Annotated in this window: 15 protein-coding genes; 6 read left to right on the top strand and 9 right to left on the bottom strand. The window is 64.0% G+C overall.

Annotated features, from left to right (window positions below; all coding sequences use genetic code 11):
• Positions 1 to 127: 127 nt before the first annotated feature.
• A complete protein-coding gene (locus PQR42_RS29515; RefSeq protein ID WP_408386978.1) occupies positions 128 to 1546 on the bottom strand; it encodes a DUF1254 domain-containing protein in 1419 nt (472 codons plus the stop codon).
• 297 nt (positions 1547 to 1843) lie between these two features.
• On the opposite strand from PQR42_RS29515, the gene PQR42_RS29510 reads away from it, so the two are divergent.
• The 3 genes from PQR42_RS29510 to PQR42_RS29500 all read left to right on the top strand — a co-directional run bounded on the left by PQR42_RS29510 (position 1844) and on the right by PQR42_RS29500 (position 7418).
• Positions 1844 to 2494 (top strand): FMN-binding negative transcriptional regulator, encoded by a 651-nt coding sequence (locus PQR42_RS29510; RefSeq protein ID WP_408494335.1) that lies wholly within the window; start codon positions 1844 to 1846, stop codon positions 2492 to 2494.
• Between the two features lie 127 nt (positions 2495 to 2621).
• Entirely contained in the window at positions 2622 to 5180 is a 2559-nt protein-coding gene (locus tag PQR42_RS29505; protein ID WP_408386980.1) for a heavy metal translocating P-type ATPase, read from the top strand.
• A gap of 264 nt (positions 5181 to 5444) precedes the next feature.
• A complete protein-coding gene (locus PQR42_RS29500) occupies positions 5445 to 7418 on the top strand; it encodes a methyl-accepting chemotaxis protein (RefSeq protein ID WP_408494333.1) in 1974 nt (657 codons plus the stop codon).
• An 84-nt stretch (positions 7419 to 7502) separates the two neighbouring features.
• Here PQR42_RS29500 and PQR42_RS29495 read toward each other — a convergent pair whose 3' ends face one another.
• Positions 7503 to 8156 carry a glutathione S-transferase family protein gene (locus tag PQR42_RS29495; RefSeq protein WP_408205385.1) on the bottom strand — a complete coding sequence of 218 codons (654 nt, stop codon included), beginning with the start codon at positions 8154 to 8156 and terminating at the stop codon, positions 7503 to 7505.
• Positions 8157 to 8375: 219 nt separating this feature from the next.
• Here PQR42_RS29495 and PQR42_RS29490 point away from each other — a divergent pair, with 219 nt between their 5' ends.
• The gene (locus tag PQR42_RS29490; RefSeq protein ID WP_408386982.1) at positions 8376 to 9839 is read left to right on the top strand and encodes a polyhydroxyalkanoate depolymerase; all 1464 of its coding nucleotides are present in this window, start codon (positions 8376 to 8378) and stop codon (positions 9837 to 9839) included.
• A gap of 82 nt (positions 9840 to 9921) precedes the next feature.
• On the opposite strand, the gene PQR42_RS29485 is transcribed toward PQR42_RS29490, so the two are convergent.
• The 3 genes from PQR42_RS29485 to PQR42_RS29475 all read right to left on the bottom strand — a co-directional run bounded on the left by PQR42_RS29485 (position 9922) and on the right by PQR42_RS29475 (position 11788).
• On the bottom strand, positions 9922 to 10356 hold the full coding sequence (locus tag PQR42_RS29485) for a cupin domain-containing protein (protein ID WP_132383565.1): 435 nt from the start codon (positions 10354 to 10356) through the stop codon (positions 9922 to 9924).
• 180 nt (positions 10357 to 10536) lie between these two features.
• The gene (locus PQR42_RS29480) at positions 10537 to 11148 is read right to left on the bottom strand and encodes a flavin reductase family protein (RefSeq protein WP_408205387.1); all 612 of its coding nucleotides are present in this window, start codon (positions 11146 to 11148) and stop codon (positions 10537 to 10539) included.
• A 208-nt stretch (positions 11149 to 11356) separates the two neighbouring features.
• Positions 11357 to 11788, bottom strand: a complete 432-nt coding sequence (locus PQR42_RS29475; protein ID WP_408205388.1) for a hypothetical protein — start codon at positions 11786 to 11788, stop codon at positions 11357 to 11359.
• Positions 11789 to 12090: 302 nt separating this feature from the next.
• Between PQR42_RS29475 and PQR42_RS29470 the strand changes: the two genes are divergently transcribed.
• Together PQR42_RS29470 and PQR42_RS29465 are read left to right on the top strand one after the other, a co-directional pair.
• On the top strand, positions 12091 to 13803 hold the full coding sequence (locus PQR42_RS29470; protein ID WP_408386983.1) for an IlvD/Edd family dehydratase: 1713 nt from the start codon (positions 12091 to 12093) through the stop codon (positions 13801 to 13803).
• Between the two features lie 25 nt (positions 13804 to 13828).
• Positions 13829 to 14737: a dihydrodipicolinate synthase family protein gene (locus PQR42_RS29465; protein ID WP_408386984.1), complete on the top strand. Its 909-nt coding sequence runs from the start codon at positions 13829 to 13831 to the stop codon at positions 14735 to 14737.
• Between the two features lie 91 nt (positions 14738 to 14828).
• Here PQR42_RS29465 and PQR42_RS29460 read toward each other — a convergent pair whose 3' ends face one another.
• The 4 genes from PQR42_RS29460 to PQR42_RS29445 all read right to left on the bottom strand — a co-directional run bounded on the left by PQR42_RS29460 (position 14829) and on the right by PQR42_RS29445 (position 17865).
• Positions 14829 to 15128 carry a hypothetical protein gene (locus PQR42_RS29460; protein ID WP_408386985.1) on the bottom strand — a complete coding sequence of 100 codons (300 nt, stop codon included), beginning with the start codon at positions 15126 to 15128 and terminating at the stop codon, positions 14829 to 14831.
• A gap of 445 nt (positions 15129 to 15573) precedes the next feature.
• Entirely contained in the window at positions 15574 to 15732 is a 159-nt protein-coding gene (locus tag PQR42_RS29455) for a hypothetical protein (protein WP_408219571.1), read from the bottom strand.
• A gap of 191 nt (positions 15733 to 15923) precedes the next feature.
• Positions 15924 to 16232, bottom strand: a complete 309-nt coding sequence (locus tag PQR42_RS29450; protein WP_408219568.1) for a hypothetical protein — start codon at positions 16230 to 16232, stop codon at positions 15924 to 15926.
• Between the two features lie 280 nt (positions 16233 to 16512).
• Entirely contained in the window at positions 16513 to 17865 is a 1353-nt protein-coding gene (locus tag PQR42_RS29445; RefSeq protein WP_408386986.1) for a hypothetical protein, read from the bottom strand.
• Between the last annotated feature and the right edge of the window lie 113 nt (positions 17866 to 17978).

The following is a 17978-nucleotide window of genomic DNA, read 5'->3' as shown; positions in this document are numbered from 1 at the left end:
GGGCTTACACATTCCTCCGCGCGATGGCGTCGCATGTCCGCCGGGTTGATGCGGCAGACATGCGTTTTCTCGATGCGTTAACCGCTCGTCACTGAAGCGCGGCTGTCACGTCACGGACACGCAGGTATCACTGACGCACAACGGCCGGTGGTTGCCAACTACCGTCGGTGGCTTGTGGCTTGGGTGCGTACAGACGCAGCACGAGTTGCAGATCGGCGCGCGGCGCCGGCAGCCAGTTGCCGCTCTTGCCGCGAGCGGACGACACCGTCACGTCGAGCGAGCCGTCGCGATTGCGGCGCGCGCCATTGCGGTCGCCGACCGCCAGACGCGCCGGCGCGCTTTCACCGAGCGCGCCGTCCTTCGTGTAGGCGGTGATCGACCAGAAACCGCGCACCGGCGGCAACTGATACGGCGCGAAGTGGATCACGTAACGGTTCGCGCCGTTGAGCACATGACCATCGCTGTCCTGGGTGGCGACTGCGCGAACTTCATCGTCTTTTGTGCCGATGCCGGGTTGCGCGTAAGCGGCATAGGCGCGCATCGCGTAGTCGGGGCCGTAGTTGCCCACGCCGTCGCCGAACCAACTCCAGCCGTTACCGTTCAGCAGATTGGACGGCGGCGTGACGACGCGCTCATGACCGTCGGCGAGACCGGCCGCGATGGCGTCCGGTGCGTTCGGCAGCTTGACCGGCTCGCCGGGCGTCACACCGAGGTCCGAAAGGAATTTGAGCGCGTGCGGATCGGCCGGCGTCGGCGGATTATCAGGCAAAGCCTGCGCGAGTTGCGTAAAGAAGCCGTTCGCGTCGAGCGCGGCGACTTGCGCGGCCGGCGTGCCGGAAGCGCTCGCTGCGGCGTCGGCGGCATTGCTGCGCGGCGGCGTGATTGAGGCGGAGCGGGCGTCGCCCGCGTAGACGCTCAGCGGCGCGACGCGAATGGCGCGCTGCAGCTTACGGACTGCCGTCAGATCGCGCGTGCCGTTCGACTGGATACGCACGCTCACCCATGCGTTGCGGGTCGTCACGTCGACGCGCGTCACACCCTTGGGCAAATCGCCCTGCCAGCCCGGACCGACGAAGGCGATCGCCTGCGCCTTGATGCCCGCCGCGCGCGTGGCGAACTGCGAACTCGTCGACCACACCACGTTGGTCCACATGTCGAGCACGCGGGCGTCGACATAGCGGCCGTGCGAATCGGGCAGTGAAACGATCACCGGTTCGCTGCCGACGTCCAGCCAGCCCGTCGAGTCGAACGTATCGAGACTCGGCTGCATCGGATTGGACGCGCCGATCGGCGGCAATGCCTGCGCGTGGCGCAGCGTATTGAGCGGCGCCTGGCCCGGATCGGTGCCGACCGCCGCGTCGCGCGCGACGCCCATTAGCACCAGCGGGTAGCCGAATACGTACGAGTCGGCGACTTCGTCCTTGATCCAGCCGGTGGATTTATGTGTCGCGGTGGGCGTCGACGCGCAACCGGCCAGAAATGCGAGGCCTGCGAACGATGCGCAGGTCCAGTGAATCGAAAACAATTCGCGGCGATTTTTTATCATTCGTTCAGGTGGCGGAACGTGTGGTCCTAAGGGAGACGCCGGCGTGCAACGAACCCTGCTTGCGCGGCCTCCCAAAGCCCAACGCAGGCAGTCCGCGATTCGCGATGCCGACAACATCGGGTTGTATCGTATCCTTGTTCACCAGGCAAGCGCAAAGGCAGGAATAGCGCGGGTTCGCGCGCGCAGGCCGTCCTTTTGCGGTACGGTTGACGTTTTTTGTGACATCCGCCCTGGCGCCCCACGCTTTGGGCGACCTTTCATCGCTGCTCTTTTGCCCCCTCGTATCCGGAGCGCTTCATGTACATGCCCGCCCATTTTGAAGAGAACCGCCCAGAGGTTCTCCATCGCCTGATCGCCGAGCAGCCTTTCGGCGCGCTGATCACCAACGGGCCGAACGGGCTCGACGCGAACCATGTGCCGTTCGAGTTCGAAGTCCCGTCCGCGGCCGGTGAAACGCACGGCATCCTGCGCGCTCACGTCGCCCGCGCGAACCCTGTGTGGCAGGAAGCCGTCGCGAATCCGGATGCGCTCGTGATCTTCCAGGGTCCGGCCGCCTATATCTCGCCGAACTGGTATCCGAGCAAGCAGGAGGCGCATCGGCAGGTGCCGACTTATAACTATATGGTGGTGCACGCTCACGGCCGGATCGCCGTGCGCGACGACGAGTCGTTCGTGCGCGGCCTGGTCGCGCGCCTGACCCGCAAGATGGAAGCCAGCGAACCGGCGCCGTGGAAGATGGGCGACGCGCCCGCCGACTTCATCTCCCAGATGCTCGGCGCGATCGTCGGTATCGAGATCGAGGTGACGCGGCTGGTCGGCAAGTGGAAGCTTGGCCAGAACAAGGCTGCGGACGACCGTCGCGGCGCGGCCGAAACCCTGCTGGCGCGCTCGAGCGACGAACAGCAAGCCGTCGGCCAGGCCATGCTGGACGCGCCGCCGGCCTTCTGAGCGGGCGTTTCGGCGAGGTTTCGGCGCGCTGAAGCGCGTCCTGCAATTCGTCCTTGACCTTCCCATCATGGGAAGGTCAATACTGGGTTCATGATGCGGCCCGATGCCGTCACGAGCCTTGCCTACCATGACCGAACTTGCCAACCCACAGCGCCCCGCGGACGCTGCCACCCCTTCCGCCCGGACCGCCGAACTCGACATCGGCGGAATGACTTGCGCCTCGTGCGCGCTGCGCGTCGAGAAGGCGCTCGCCAAAGTGCCAGGCGTCACGCGTGCGTCGGTGAATCTCGCCACGGAGCGAGCGCGCATCGAAAGTGACGCCAGCGTCGATCCCGACACGCTCGCCGACGCCGTGCGCAAGGCGGGCTATGACGCCACGCCGTCCGCCTCCACGGACGCCGCGCCGCTCCTGGCGCTGCAGCCGACGGAACTGGCAATCGGCGGCATGACTTGCGCCTCATGCGCGATGCGCGTCGAAAAGGCGCTGGCGAAGGTGCCGGGCGTCGTCGGCGCGTCGGTGAATCTGGCGACCGAAACCGCAACCGTCAATCTGGATGGCGTGACCGCCGCGCCGGACGCGCTGATTGCCGCCGTCAAGAAAGCCGGCTACGAAGCGACGTTGATCGTGCCGCCGGACACATCGGCGGCGACCGACCACGCCGGCCATGCCGCGCCCGCCGACCGCAAGCGCGACCAGACCCGCCGCGAACTGGCCGCCGTACTCGCCTCCGCCGGGCTGACACTGCCGCTCGTCGCGCCGATGGTCGGAGAATGGTTCGGCCTGCACGCGATGCTCTCGCCGTGGCTGCAACTCGCGCTCGCCTCGATCGTGCAGTTCGTGTTCGGCGCGCGCTTCTATCGCGCGGCCTATCGCGCCGTGCGGGCCGGCGCGGGCAACATGGACTTGCTGGTGGCGCTCGGCACGTCGGCGGCGTATGGCATCAGCGTCTACGAACTGGCGACCCATCCGGGCGACATGATGCATCTGTATTTCGAGGCGTCGGCGGTCGTGATTACGCTGGTGCGCTTCGGCAAGTGGCTCGAAGCGCGCGCCAAGCGCCAGACCACGGACGCCATCCGCGCCCTCAACGCGCTGCGTCCCGACCGTGCGCGCATTCGCATCGGCGGCGAAGAGCGCGACGTGCCGCTCGCGCAAGTGCGCGTCGGCACGGTGGTGATCGTGCGTCCCGGCGAACGTGTGCCGGTCGACGGCGCGGTGCTCGAAGGCCGCACCCATATCGACGAATCGCTGATCACCGGTGAAAGCCTGCCGGTGCCGAAGCAGGTGGCCGACGCGGTCACGGCCGGCTCGATCAACGGCGAAGGCGCGATTGCCGTGACGACCACCGCGATCGGCGCGGAAACGACGCTCGCGCGAATCATCCGCCTCGTGGAAAGCGCGCAGGCCGAGAAGGCGCCGATCCAGCGCCTCGTCGACCGGGTCAGCGAAATCTTCGTGCCGGCGATTCTGGCGATTGCCGCGCTGACGCTCGTTGGCTGGTTGATCGCAGGCGCCGGCGGCGAAACCGCGATTCTGAACGCGGTCGCCGTGCTGGTGATCGCGTGCCCGTGCGCGCTCGGATTGGCCACGCCGGCGGCCATCATGGCCGGCACCGGCGTCGCGGCGCGGCACGGCGTGCTGATCAAGGACGCCGAAGCGCTGGAGACCGCGCATCGCGTGACGATCGTCGCGTTCGATAAAACCGGCACGCTGACGCTCGGCCGGCCGTCGGTGACCGCGTTCGAGCCGATCGGCGGCATCAGCCGCGACGAAGCGCTGGCGCTTGCCGCGGCGGTGCAGCGCCATAGCGATCATCCCTTGGCGCGCGCGGTGGTCAAGGCGTATGAAGCGGCGGACACGAACGGCGACGGAGCGGACGCATCCATTCAAACTCTTGCCCGCCAGGCGAGCGCCGCGCGCGCGGTCGCAGGGCGCGGTGTCGAAGCGGACGTCGACGGACGCACCCTCGCGCTGGGCAGCACGCGTTGGCTCAACGAACTCGGCATTCGGTTGCCGCCGGCGCTCACCGCACGCGCTCACGAACTCGAAGCCGCGGGCAACACCGTTTCCTGGCTCATGCAGCGCGATCCGCAAGCGCCCGTGGCACTCGCCTTGATCGCTTTCGGCGACACCGTCAAACCGACCGCACGCGCCGCCGTCGAACGGCTGGCGCAAATGGGCATCGAGAGCGTGCTCGTCACCGGCGACAATCGCGGCAGCGCGGCGAGCGTGGCCAAAGCGCTCGGCATCGACGAATTCCATGCGGAAGTGCTGCCCGACGACAAGGCCCGCGTAATCCGCGACCTGAAAATCCGCAGCGCCGGCATCGTGGCGATGGCGGGCGACGGCATCAACGACGCCCCCGCACTCGCCGCCGCCGACATCGGCATCGCGATGGCGACCGGCACCGACGTCGCCATGCACGCGGCCGGCATCACGCTGATGCGCGGCGATCCGGCGCTCGTGGCCGACGCCATCGACATCTCGCGCAAAACGTGGCGCAAGATCCAGCAGAACCTGTTCTGGGCGTTCGTCTATAACCTGATCGGCATTCCGCTGGCGGCCTTCGGCTTGCTGAACCCGATGCTCGCCGGCGCGGCGATGGCGTTTTCGAGCGTGAGCGTCGTCACCAACGCGCTGCTGCTGCGCACATGGCGCGGCGCGCAGGATCGTTCGGCGCGCTGAGCGAGCGAACGCGATTAGAAATACCCTGCACGCGGCGGGTCCTATTTACGGCATCGTCACCAACGCGCTATTGCTGCGCGCAGCGCAGTTCGGCGGACTGAGCACGCCGCGTATCGAAACGCTCCGCTGGCAGCAGGGCCAATTACGAAGTGCTTTCAAAATTCTAAAGAAAACGGACGCCGCAGCCGTAAACAAGCCATCGATGCCGGGCATGCCTACGCATGGCTCGCGCCTCGCCTGTCCTCCTTTACTCTGCAAACGTCCATGGAATTTCTCTCTTTGCGCCGCGCCAGCGTCGGCGCGCGGCTCGCCGTACTTTCGTGCGTGCTGGTGGCGTTGATTTTCGCCGCGTTCACGTGGGCGCTCACCCGCACCGCCGGCAAGCAGATCAGCGATCAGGTCCTCGAACGTATCGCCGATAAAGACCGTTCGATCGCCGCGATGATCAAGCTGTTCGACAAAGCCTTGTCGAACGAGGTCGATCGCTCGATGTCGCTGTTCGCGAGTTTCCTGCCCACCGGCTACACGCTCGACGAAACCCAGAAGGTCGACATCGGCGGCGTCGCCACGCCGACCATCAAGGCGGGCGACAAAGTCCTGAACATGGACTTTTCCATCCCCGATCTGTTTCTCGAACGCAGCGGCGCGGTGGCCACCATCTTCGCGCGCAGCGGCGACGACTTCGTGCGAGTCACGACGTCGCTGAAGAAACAGGACGGCTCGCGCGCGATCGGCACGCTGCTCGACCGCAAGGCGCCGGCCTACGCGCTGCTGCTCGCGAACAAGCCTTACACGGGACTCGCCGCGCTCTTCGGCAAACGTTTGATCACGCAATACCGGCCGGTCACGGACGCAAGCGGCCGCGTGATCGGCGCGCTGTTCGTCGGCGTGAACGTGGACAAGGAGATCCAATCGGTCCAGGACGGCATTCGCAATCTGAAGATAGGCGACAGCGGTTATTACTTCGTCGTCAACGCGTCGAACGGCGCGGATCGCGGCAAGCTGATCGTGCATCCGGCCGCCGCCGGCCAGAACGCCGATAACGCGAACGCGCCGTATCAGCAGATGCTCGACATGAAGGAAGGCCAGCTCGAATACAGTTCGGCCGATGCGACGCTCGGCGAACGCGACTCGCGCAACAAGTTCGTGTCGTTCGTCACGGTGCCGGAATGGCAGTGGCTGGTGGGCGGCGTCGCGCCGCGCGACGAGGTGATGGCCGACGTCATCACCACTCGCAACGAATTCCTGCTGCTCGGCTTGGTGCTCGTCGGCGTGTTCGCAGCCGTGTTTCTGTTCGCGGTGCGACGCCTCGTGAGCCGCCCGCTCGACGAAGCCGCCAAGGCATCCGAACGTTTCGCCTCGGGCGATCTGAGCGTACGCGTCGCGAAAGGCGCGAACGCGCGCGCCGATGAAATCGGCCGCCTGATGCAGTCGATCGACGGCATCGGCGAAGGTCTCGCGCGGATCGTTTCACAAGTGCGCAATGCATCGACGGATATGTCGCACGGCACCGAAAAAATCGCCACCGGCAGCGGCAACATCGCCGCGCGGATTGCCACGCAGGCGAGCAGCCTCGAGGAAACGGCGGCCAGCATGGAAGAGATCACCTCGACGGTGCAGCAGAACGCCGACCACGCCGCGCAAGCCAATACGCTCGTCACGCGCGCCGCCGACGCCGCGCTCGAAGGCGGGCGCGCGGTCGAACGCGTGGTGTCGACGATGGGCGAAATCAGCCGCTCGTCGCAGAAGATCGCCGAGATCACGACCGTGATCGAAGGCATCGCATTTCAGACCAATATCCTTGCGCTGAACGCAGCGGTGGAAGCGGCGCGAGCCGGCGAGCACGGCAAGGGATTCGCGGTCGTGGCCTCGGAAGTGCGCGCGCTGGCGCAGCGCAGCGCGGCTTCGGTGAAGGAGATCGAAAGTCTGATCGCGACGTCCACGGCGACCGTGCGAAGCGGTTTCCAGATCGCCGAAGAAGCCAGCTCGACGATGCAGGGCATCGTTCAACAGGTCGGCCAGGTGCGCGCGATCATGGGCGAAATCAGCGTCGCCTCGCGCGAGCAATCGGGCGGCATCGAGCAGGTGAATCTCGCCGTCACGCAGATCGGCGAAGCCACGCAGCAGAACGCGACGATTGTCGGCGAGGCCGAACTCGCGGCGGCCGAGTTGCGCGATCAGGCCGCACGGCTCGCGCAAGTGGTCAGCGTGTTCAAACTGGAAAGCGGGCGCGATTGAGAGCACTTGGAGTCGGCGCGGCGCAATGCTGTCTAGTGCAGCTCGCGCCGCCCGCTATTGCGGCAGCGTTGCCGCATGGCTTCTTCAGAACTCCACATCCAGCTCGTCGATCTCTTCCACCTCCTGTTGCGCGTCGGCGATCCACTCCTGCATCTCGGGCAGCGCCATGATCCGCTGTCCGTATTCGACGATCTCCGGATCGAGTTTGACGTCGTAGGTCACGAAACGCGTCACGACGGGCGCGTACATCGCGTCCGCAGCGGTGCGCTCGCCGAACAGAAACGGCCCGCCGTACTGTTTCAGACACTCGCTCCAGATCGTCACGATGCGGTCGATATCCGACTGAGCGCGCGCCCACACCTTGAAGCCCGGAAAGTGCGCTTTAAGGTTCATCGGCAGAGCCGAGCGCAGCGAGCCGAAACCCGAGTGCATCTCGCCGCAAATCGAGCGGCAATGCGCGCGGGCGCGAATATCTTCGGGCAGCAGCTTCGCGTCCGGTTTCAGTTCGTTCAGATATTCCGCAATCGCCAGCGTGTCCCAGACCTTGATGCCGTCATGAACGAGGCACGGCACCAGGATCGACGGCGACAGCAGCAGGAGTTCAGCGCGTGCGGCGGGGTCGTCGATCGGCATCACGATCTCTTCGAAAGGCAAACCGCTGAACTTGGCCAGCAGCCAGCCGCGCAACGACCACGACGAATAGTTCTTGCTGCTGATGGTGAGCGTGGTATTCGCCATACGATTCTCCTCCAGATGAGGCGTTCGGTCGACGCCTGACGCCATGCGTGCACGTTGCCGTGCGCGCGCGCACCAAAGCGCGGCAAATTCGGCCCGTGGTTCCGACTCGCGCAAATGCTATGCCAACGTGAGGCCACGGTTGCACCAGTGCGTATGCATGCATGGCACATGACTTGCCTTTATTTGGGTTCCTTCCTTTTCAGCATTCGTGCGAAGGTTATGAACCTGTTCGCATATCCCACATACCAGGCTTTCGCCGACATGATGCTGCCGATGCGGCACGGCGCAGCGCTGGTGAATCATTCGCTCGACGCGTGGCCTGCGTTCGGCGAGACGTCGCATGGACGCTCGATTCGCGCGGCCTGCGAGTTGTTGACGCTGGCCGGACTCACGCCCGTGCGGCCGCCGTTCGAGATCGACAGCGTGATATCGGAAGGCAAATCCGTGACGGTCGTCGAGGAAGTCGCGGCGCACACGCCGTTCTGTTCGCTGTTGCATTTCCGTAAGGAGACCCAGCCGTCGGCGCCGCAGCCCCGCGTGCTGGTGATCGCGCCGATGTCCGGCCACTTCGCGACACTGTTGCGCGGCACCGTGCGCACCATGCTGGCCGAACACGACGTCTACATCACCGACTGGCACAACCCGCGTGACGTGCCCTTGAGCCAGGGCCGCTTCGGCTTCGACGAATTCGTACAGCACGTGATCGACTTCACCGAAACGATCGGGCCCGGTGCGCATCTGCTGGCCGTGTGCCAGCCGACCGTCGCCGCGCTGGCCGCGGTCGCGCTCATGGCCGCCGACGATCATCCCGCGCAACCGGCGAGCATGACGCTGATGGCCGGTCCGCTCGATACCCGCATCAATCCGACGCGCGTCAACGAACTCGCCAAGAGCAAACCGATCGAGTGGTTCGAGCAGAAGCTGATCAGCGCGGTGCCGTTCGGTTTTGCGGGCGCGCATCGGCGCGTGTATCCGGGCTTCATGCAGTTGACCGCGTTCATGGCGATGAATCTCAACCGTCATCTCGACTCGTTCGAGACGATGCATTACGAGCGCGCCAAAGGCGATCCAGCAAAGGCCGACACGATTCGCACGTTCTATGAAGAATACTTCGCGACGATGGACCTGACGGCCGATTTCTATCTGGAAACCGTCGATACGGTTTTTCAGCGTCATGCACTGCCGTTGCACGCGCTCGAAGTGAAAGGGCGTCTCGTCGAACCGTCGAAGATTCGCCGCACCGCGTTGCTCACCGTGGAAGGCGAGAAGGACGATATCTGCGCCGTCGGACAGACGCTCGCCGCGCAGGACATGTGCGACAAGTTGCGGCCGTACCTGAAGACGCATCACGTACAGACCGGTGTTGGACATTACGGTGTGTTCAATGGACACCGCTGGGAACGGCACATTTATCCGCGCGTGCGCGCTGTGATCTACGACAACGAACCGCGTGCGGTGCTGGTGAGTTCGCGCGCGCGCACGATTCAACCGGTGCCTGCAGCGATGGCTGCCGAAGTCACCGCCGCAGCGCCGGCCGCGACGGCGGTGGTCGATGTGGAAGTGGATGCGGCGGCGACGGTCGGGGCGAATGGATCGAGCGCCGCGTCGAGCGCGGGTTCAACGGCCGCCATCAAGCCGCAGGCGTCGCGTGCTCCGCGCAGGCGGCCGCCAGCGGCGCAATGAGTTGTTCCGAAGCGAGCGGCGGCTGCCTGCTTGATTGCGTAGTACTCGCACTACTCAAGCAGGCAGCCGCTGTCAGTTTCTACTAAGCGGCGACGCTCTTCCAAGGCGTCACGGCCGGCACCTCGCACGGCCCCTCAACTTCGATCGATTTGAAATCGGCCGGCGAGACGATTTCGATGTACTCCATATCTTCCGAGTAATCGAACAGATAGTGGACGATGCCCGGCGCCTGATGCACGCAATCGCCGGCGGCGACGAGCGTCTCCTTGTCGCCATACATGAAGCGCGCCCAGCCCTTCAACATGATCACAATGTGGAAATCGGCCTCATGACGGTGCCAGCCGGTGCCTTGCTCTGGTGCGTGATTCGCCTTGACGAGTTGCGCGAGCACCTTGCCGCCGGTCGCCTGCGCGATGCCTAAATCGCGGTAGAGAAAAAAGTCGCGTAAGCCCTGATCCTCATAGGACGTGTCTTGCGGACGGACATGACTGAATTGCGTGGCGAATTCGGTGGACATGATCGCGCTCCTCGCGAGTGAGCCGGCAGTTGAAAACGACGCGTTGGAGCGTCGGTTGCAAGCATCAAGCGGGCCAGTGTGCGGGCTCTGTTTTTTGCTTTGGCGCGATTCGGAGGCGATGCCGTGGATGTCGCGCCGCCTCGCGCCGCGCGACATGTTGCTGTTCAAACCCCGCAGCGTTTATGCGGTCGGGCGGAACATCTGGAACATGTCGCCGATTTCCGCGTAGTCGGCGCGGTAGCCGGCACGCATGATCGGCTGCGCGGCGTGGGTGTCGAACAGGCCGTCTTTCAGATACGCCTCGTTGATATGCACGCCGACTACCTGCCCGAGCGACAGGTAGTTGTCCATCGGCGTGCCGTCGAGCGTATGCAGACGCACCACTTGCAGCAGCTTGCATTCGAGCGCCGCCGGCGATTCGGCGACGTGCGGCACGGCCACGTTGCGGCCCGGCGCGGGCGTGAGGCCCGCGAGTTCAAATTCGTCGACGTGCGGCGGGACTGGCGCCGACGAGCGGTTCATCTGCTCCGCAAGGGGTTTGGTAGCGAGGTTCCAGACGAATTCGCCAGTGGCTTCGATGTTGGCGACGCTGTCTTTACGGCCTTCGCTGGAGAAGCCGATGATCGCCGGAAAGGTAGCGAACGCGCCGAAGAAACTATAGGGCGCGAGGTTCAAGGTGCCTGCGGTGTCGCGCGAGGAAATCCAGCCGATCAGACGCGGGGCGACGATGGCTTTGAACGGATCGTGCGGTAGGCCATGGCCGGTGGCGGGGTCGTAGAAGTAGTGGGGCATGGGGGTTTTGGGGCCTTGCGAATGGGGCGAGACGGCATTTATACCGCAGAGCGGCGCGGGCCGCTGAGCATGCATCGCCTGCGGCATCCGATGCTCCAGGTGTACGTGATTTTTCAGACTCTCAGCGGTGTCGAGAGCGAGGCGTGTTTCTCTTCGAGAGGCGACGGATGTCATCGCTGGCGAGCGTGTGTTCGGGGTGCGCGTGCAATCAATGGTACGTCGTCGTAGATGCCTGGAGTTTCGTCAGCACGCCGCGTTGGAATCGGAACCAGCCTTGCGAGCTTTGCATCACGACTTCATCGCCTTGCCAGAACACGCGCTTGACCGTCATGCGCTTACCCATGCGCTGCACAAGTGGTGGATGGTGGCGGAAGTCGTACAGCACCGGGCCGGAATCAGTCTGCACGAGCGTGCGCGTGACGGTGTCATCTGCGCTGCCAACGTCATCGAAATGCGTGAGCGTGTTCGCGCCGAAGCGATCGAAAATCTCCTTGTCGAGCATCCCCACGAAATCGTGGTCGACGCGCACGAATTGCAGGTTGCCCGAGGGCGTGACGAGCGGGCCGGACGCGTTGCTTTGCGCATGAACGCAAGTCATGAAAGAGGTGGCTGCGAACGCAGCGAGGAGCAGTCGTCTCATGTTTTCTTTTAGATTCAGCGGCGTCTCCGACGACGGAGCACGACCCGCAATCGGTCCTTCGGAACATTATCGTCAATTTTGGCTCGACACGCCGACCGTCTCTATTGGCCGGACAGGGGCTGTATTGCGATTGCCGTCGGCGCGGCCGTAGATGCGATCGCGAGGCTTGGGCTGCGCAATGCCCGTTCATTGATTACCATCAAGACACGGCCAATGAAGCTCAGAATACGAGCATGACTCGCGCCAGGATGATTCAATAGATAAGGCATAACCTCATCACGAAGGTTTCCAGGAGACAGGACATGCGCAAGCTCCGTTCGCAAAGCTGGTTCGGCAGGACCGACAAGGATGGATTTATCCACCGCTCGTGGATGAAAAATCAGGGCATCCCACACGACGAATTCGACGGACGTCCGGTGATCGGCATCTGCAATACGTGGTCGGAACTCACGCCGTGCAACGCGCACTTTCGCGAACTCGCGGAGTACGTGAAGAAAGGCGTGCATGAAGCAGGCGGCTTGCCGCTCGAGTTTCCGGTGATGTCACTTGGTGAATCCAATCTGCGCCCTACCGCGATGCTGTTTCGCAATCTGGCCTCGATGGATGTCGAGGAGTCGATTCGCGGCAATCCCATGGACGGCGTGATTCTGCTTGTGGGTTGCGACAAGACCACGCCCGCGTTGCTAATGGGCGCGGCGTCGTGCAATCTGCCCGCGCTCGCGGTTTCCGGCGGCCCGATGCTTAATGGCCGGTTTCGTGGCAAAAACATCGGCTCGGGAACAGGTGTCTGGCAGATGTCCGAGGAAGTGCGCGCCGGCACGATGACGCAGGAAGAATTCACCGAAGCCGAGTCGTGCATGAACCGCTCGCGCGGTCATTGCATGACGATGGGCACGGCGTCGACGATGGCGTCGATGGTCGAATCGCTCGGCATGGGCTTGCCACACAACGCGGCGATTCCGGCGGTCGATGCGCGCCGCCAGGTGCTCGCGCATCTCGCCGGACGGCGCATCGTCGACATGGTTCGCGAAGACCTGACTATGGACAAAATCCTCACGCGCCAGGCCTTTGAAAACGCGATCCGCACGAATGCGGCGATCGGCGGCTCGACCAATGCGGTCGTTCACCTGATCGCGCTGGCCAAGCGGATTGGCGTGGAGTTATCGCTTGAAGACTGGGAGTTGGGTTCGAACGTGCCGTGTCTCGTGAACCTGCAACCATCGGGCGAATATCTGATGGAGGACTTTTACTATGCGGGTGGTCTGCCCGCCGTGTTGAAGCAACTCGGCGAGCAAGGGCTCTTGCATAAAGAAGCGTTGACCGTCAACGGCAAGACCATCTGGGACAACGTACGCAACGCACCGAATCACGACGAGAAGGTCATCACGACGTTCGCCGAACCGTTCAAGCCGAAGGCCGGCATCGCGGTGCTCAAGGGCAATCTTGCGCCGAACGGCGCGGTGATCAAGCCGTCGGCGGCCACAGCGGCGTTGCTCAAGCATCGCGGTCGTGCGGTGGTGTTCGAGAACGTCGAAGAGCTGCACGCCAAAGTCGATGACGATTCGCTCGATATTGACGAGCATTGCATCATGGTGCTCAAGGGCGCGGGGCCGAAGGGTTACCCGGGTTTCGCTGAAGTGGGTAACATGCCGCTGCCAAAGAAAGTGCTTGAAAAAGGCATCACCGACATGGTCCGCATCTCGGACGGCCGCATGAGCGGAACGGCATATGGCGCGGTCGTGCTGCACGTCTCGCCGGAAGCGGCTGCGGGCGGGCCGCTCGCGTTCGTGCAGACCGGAGACATGATCGAACTGGACGTCGAAGCACGCCGCCTACATCTGGATGTCACCGACGAAGAACTCGCGCGCCGGCGCGCCGCATGGCAGCCACCGGAGGCGCCCAAACGCGGCTACTACAAGCTCTACGTCGAGCACGTGCTGCAAGCGGATCAGGGCGCGGATCTCGACTTCCTCGTCGGATCGAGCGGCGCACCTGTGCCGCGCGACTCGCACTAGTGCCCGTTGATAAGGAAACAGTCAAATGACGGCGAACGATACACTTCCTCCCGGCGGGATCTGGCCCGTCCTGTACGCGTATTTCGACTCGCGCAATCAGCTCGATCGAAACGCAATGCGCGCGCAGGTCGATACCACGATTCGCGCAGGCGCGCCGGGCATTGTGATCCTCGGGCTCGCGACCGAAGTGAATCGCATGTCGCTCGAAGAGAAGCGTCATGTGATCGACTGGGCCAGCACTGACATCAATGCGCGCGTGCCACTCGCCGTCACGATCACGGGCGACACCGTTGACGCCCAGGCCGCGCTTGCCGATTACGCTGTGACGCGTGGCGCGTCATGGCTGATCCTGCAACCGCCTTCCGCGCGTAATCAGCCCGAATCGTTCTATTTCGATTTTTTCGCTGACGTGATGAAGCGCGTGCGTGCTCCGGTTGGAATACAAAACGCGCCAGAGTATCTCGGCGTTGGACTGTCCGCGGAGTCGATCGTTGAACTCGCGCGCCAACGCGACAATTTCCGATGGCTCAAAGGCGAAGGACCCGCGATTGCGATCCGTCACACCATTGACCAGTTACACGCACTCGGGACACCCCTGCCCGTATTCAACGGACGCGGCGGTCAGGAGATCATCGACAATCTGCGCGCGGGTTGCGCCGGCCTGATCGTTGCACCGGATACCTTCGACAGGCAGGTCGCTATCCAGCGAGCTTTTGTTGCTGGAGACGAGGCGCACGCGGAGGCGCTGTATGCAGAAGTACTGCCGTCCATTGTGTTCGTCATGCAGTCGCTAGACTCGCTGACGTGCTACGGCAAACGGATCGCTGCATGGAGAATGGGCTTTGATGTGCAGTACGATCGCGGCATCGCGCCAACGGCATTCGGCCTTGAATGCGCGCGGCGCTTCGCACAACGACTGGGCGCCTACGCCTGAACGAACGTGACAAAGCCGGTCTTCCGCGAGGAAGGACCGGCTTTGTGGACTTCACGCCGACGCCGCGTCTTGCGGCGTCGTCACGCGCGGATTAATAGCGCTGCGGCGGACGATGTTCGTCGTGGTGATGCGGATCGTAGTCGTGCGGATGATGGCGCATCCAGTCGTCATGAGCCCAGTAGCGATGGCCGTCATAGTAACGATCGCCGTGCCAGCCGATATTGATCGACACGCCCACCGGCATCATGTGCGGCTGGCCGTAGACCGCCGGTCCCGGACCGTTTTCCACGACCACGCGTTCCTGGGCAAATGCGCTGCCGGCCGCGAGCAACGCGCCGCCCGCCAGCAAGGTTGCGATGATCGAACGCGATGTCTTGTTCAAGGTTTTCATAGTGACCTCCCATCAAAGTTTTGTATCAAGCCAGCGTCCGTACTCGAGATCGACCTGAACCTGCAATTTCAGGCTCGAACCAGACGCCGTACGCTTGAGACCAACTTTAGCGGCGCAAACCGCATGAAGACGTGAGCACTTGTAAGCGCACATTTCATAGAAAGGGACGGATGGCCAAAGCGCATTTGGCCCGTCGTGCCCTATCTACAAAGCCATGCGCCGTGACTGGAGCACGCGGGTTCTACGGCCAAGTTTCAGGCGCCGTTACATTCATTTCGGCTGGGAAATATTCGGAGACAAGCCCTGGCGACGGGAAAGCGTCCGAAAAAACAAAAAGCCACGGTACGCGCTTCGCGAACTGTGGCTTCAATGGTGATGCGATGCGCACGCGACATGCGCGCCCGTGCGCGGTTGCTCCGCGCTTAGGCCGGTACGACTTTGCTTTTTAGTCGCTCAGCTTGACGCCGAACAACGTAGCTTGTGCTCTGCGCACGCGTTCTGCTTCGCGGCTACGCGCTGCGTACGAGTAGTCCGCATCCAGCGGCAGATGAGGCGACGCAAAGAGGTCGCTGACCTTTTGGAACAATGCAAAAATGAAGCTCATGGCGACTCCCGGTTAGTTACTGCATTTGCTAGGGTTTTCCCTTAAGAAGAAGTATAGGGTTTTCCCTAGGCAAAAGCTAGTGCAATGCAGCAATTTTTCGGTGTGGTGCGTTGTCGCAGGCTATTTTTCACATGTTGCGTCGCATCATGACAACGTCCCTGTTTTTTAATTTCAGGGTCAAAAGGGCTGGCCTATTGCAGCGTGGTCGGCACCGGCTTTCTGCTGCGCATGGGCTTCGGGCTCGCCGCGGCCTTGCGCGGGTTGACCAGGGCGGCGTCGACGGCGCCTGCCGCCGTGCTGTCCGCGCGCATCAGCGTCGCGCTATTCACCGACACGATCAGCCCCGGCAGCGTCCGCGCCGGATCGTCTTGCGGTTTGACGGCGGCGCCCGTCGCTGAAAACTCGACGTTCAGCGCCCAGTGACCCTCGTGGATGCCCTGATCGCGCAGAAGTGCGCCCAACAGCTCCTCGATGGAATATTTGTGTTGGCTAGTCGGCATGGTGGCTCCCGTCAGAAGATGCGCTGGCGTATCCGGTCCGGCTTCGCAACAGCATTGAGAGTGTAGAACGCGGGGCTTGCGTTGCGGCGTGGCGGAAATGCGCGGCGCCTTACGGCGTCTATCCGGCGAAATGAGTGGGAGCGGGAGAAGCGTTGGCGGCCGGTTGGCGGTTGGCGAGTGACGGTTGGCGAGCGGACGTTGGCAAGCGGGGAACGCAAGCCGGCGAGTGCCGAGTGGATCGCCGCGGCCGGCTTGCTGCCGGCGCGGCGCTCACTGACTGTCAGTGCGGGGTAACCACTTTCGGCTTATGCACGTGCTGCGCTCGCCCGGTGCGCCTGGCATGCGCCGGCGTGGCGGCGGTTTGCTGAGGCGCGGCGGGCGCTGCCGCGGCCGCGTCGGAAGCGGCACTGGCGGCGGCTGCGTTCGCCATCGCCATGTGGGTGTCGAGCAAACTGGCCATCGCCGCCTGCTGGTTTTGCATCATCTGTTCGATGCGGTGCTGCTGGGCGGTGGTCTCGCGCGTGAGGCGCATCAGCAGCACGGTTTGCGTGATGCCGATGGCGACCGTCACCAGCAACGCGCCCACTACGATCGACAGCATCCATTTCATGCGTCGCGAATGATCGGTCGCGGCGCGGCGCTGATCGGCGATCACGCCATAGAGCGCGTCGACGGTATCGGCGAAGGCGGTTGCGCGCGCGCGATCGAGTTCCGGCGCGGCGCGCAGCGCCGCCGCAGCCGCTTCAGCGCGTCGGGCTTCCCGCCACGGTGTGGCGAACGCGGCGTTAGCCTGTGCGGACGCCGATGAATTCGTCGACGCCGCCAAGCCCGGCTTCGAATCTTCAGTAGCAGTGTCCGACTGTGCGGACGCGGCTTCACCCGTTGCGCTCGTCGTGTCCGCCACGCCGGCCGCGACTGCGGCCGGTTCTTGCGAAGCCGAAACCGAAGCCGAGGCCGCTTTGGCAAAAGTCGCCGCGAAGCGTTGCGGCAGCTTGCCACCGCCTGAAGCCGGCGCCGTCGCAGCGTCAGTTGCCGCCCCCGGTTCGGACGCCTGGCGCAGCGCCGTCACGCTGCGCGCCACGGTCGCCGCCGCCATCGCGGGCGTAAGCGGCGCCGATGCATCACGCGCCGATACCGCTGATTTTTCTTCAATGGCAGTGGCCGAGTCCGCCGCCTTCGCGTCACCCAAACCCACTTCGCCGGCCGCCGAAGCCGTCGCCACCAGCGGCTCGATTTCGAGCCCACTCAATAGCGCGTTAACCGGCACCGGCTGGTCATCGGACTTCGCAGCGCGTGGCGCGCGGCGCGCTGCCCGCGCGTCCACCAACGCGTTGTCGCCCGCATCGATCGCGCCGACCGCGGCCAACACTACATCGGGTAATTCGAAACCATGCAGCGTACCTTGCCGGATATCGATATTCATCGCTTCCAGCGTGGCGCGGGTGGGATCGTCGGGGAACAGGTCGAGCGTGCTGTCGTCGCGGGAAGCGTCGCTCAGTTGCGCGAGGCGTTGTGCCGAGCGCGCGGCGCGCGCCAGCTTGTTTTCAGTTTCGGTCGAGACGGTGGCCTGGCGACGCTTCTTCGAAGCGGCGCGCTGAGGCCGGGACTGCGGGGATGCTGCGGAATCTGCCATAGAGAAAAAAGCGGTCGTCGCCGGAAAGCTGGCGCCGAGCACCGCTCGTCAATGCCGTTGGAATTTTTCGAGACCGCATTGTCGCATGGCCGCCCGCGCCCGCCGAAGCCATT

Source organism: Paraburkholderia sediminicola (assembly GCF_046027355.1).
Lineage (GTDB): Bacteria > Pseudomonadota > Gammaproteobacteria > Burkholderiales > Burkholderiaceae > Paraburkholderia > Paraburkholderia sediminicola_B.
This window is presented reverse-complemented; position numbering and strand designations above follow the sequence as displayed.

Bases quoted from the DNA above. Each gene is read 5' to 3' on its own strand.
- PQR42_RS29460 (WP_408386985.1), bottom strand. From the start codon at position 15,128: ATGAAAACCTTGAACAAGACATCGCGTTCGATCATCGCAACCTTGCTG.
- PQR42_RS29470 (WP_408386983.1), top strand. From the start codon at position 12,091: ATGCGCAAGCTCCGTTCGCAAAGCTGGTTCGGCAGGACCGACAAGGAT.
- PQR42_RS29490 (WP_408386982.1), top strand. From the start codon at position 8,376: ATGAACCTGTTCGCATATCCCACATACCAGGCTTTCGCCGACATGATG.
- PQR42_RS29495 (WP_408205385.1), bottom strand. From the start codon at position 8,156: ATGGCGAATACCACGCTCACCATCAGCAGCAAGAACTATTCGTCGTGG.
- PQR42_RS29515 (WP_408386978.1), bottom strand. From the start codon at position 1,546: ATGATAAAAAATCGCCGCGAATTGTTTTCGATTCACTGGACCTGCGCA.
- PQR42_RS29505 (WP_408386980.1), top strand. From the start codon at position 2,622: ATGACCGAACTTGCCAACCCACAGCGCCCCGCGGACGCTGCCACCCCT.
- PQR42_RS29485 (WP_132383565.1), bottom strand. From the start codon at position 10,356: ATGTCCACCGAATTCGCCACGCAATTCAGTCATGTCCGTCCGCAAGAC.
- PQR42_RS29445 (WP_408386986.1), bottom strand. From the start codon at position 17,865: ATGGCAGATTCCGCAGCATCCCCGCAGTCCCGGCCTCAGCGCGCCGCT.
- PQR42_RS29500 (WP_408494333.1), top strand. From the start codon at position 5,445: ATGGAATTTCTCTCTTTGCGCCGCGCCAGCGTCGGCGCGCGGCTCGCC.
- PQR42_RS29480 (WP_408205387.1), bottom strand. From the start codon at position 11,148: ATGCCCCACTACTTCTACGACCCCGCCACCGGCCATGGCCTACCGCAC.
- PQR42_RS29450 (WP_408219568.1), bottom strand. From the start codon at position 16,232: ATGCCGACTAGCCAACACAAATATTCCATCGAGGAGCTGTTGGGCGCA.
- PQR42_RS29465 (WP_408386984.1), top strand. From the start codon at position 13,829: ATGACGGCGAACGATACACTTCCTCCCGGCGGGATCTGGCCCGTCCTG.
- PQR42_RS29455 (WP_408219571.1), bottom strand. From the start codon at position 15,732: ATGAGCTTCATTTTTGCATTGTTCCAAAAGGTCAGCGACCTCTTTGCG.
- PQR42_RS29475 (WP_408205388.1), bottom strand. From the start codon at position 11,788: ATGAGACGACTGCTCCTCGCTGCGTTCGCAGCCACCTCTTTCATGACT.
- PQR42_RS29510 (WP_408494335.1), top strand. From the start codon at position 1,844: ATGTACATGCCCGCCCATTTTGAAGAGAACCGCCCAGAGGTTCTCCAT.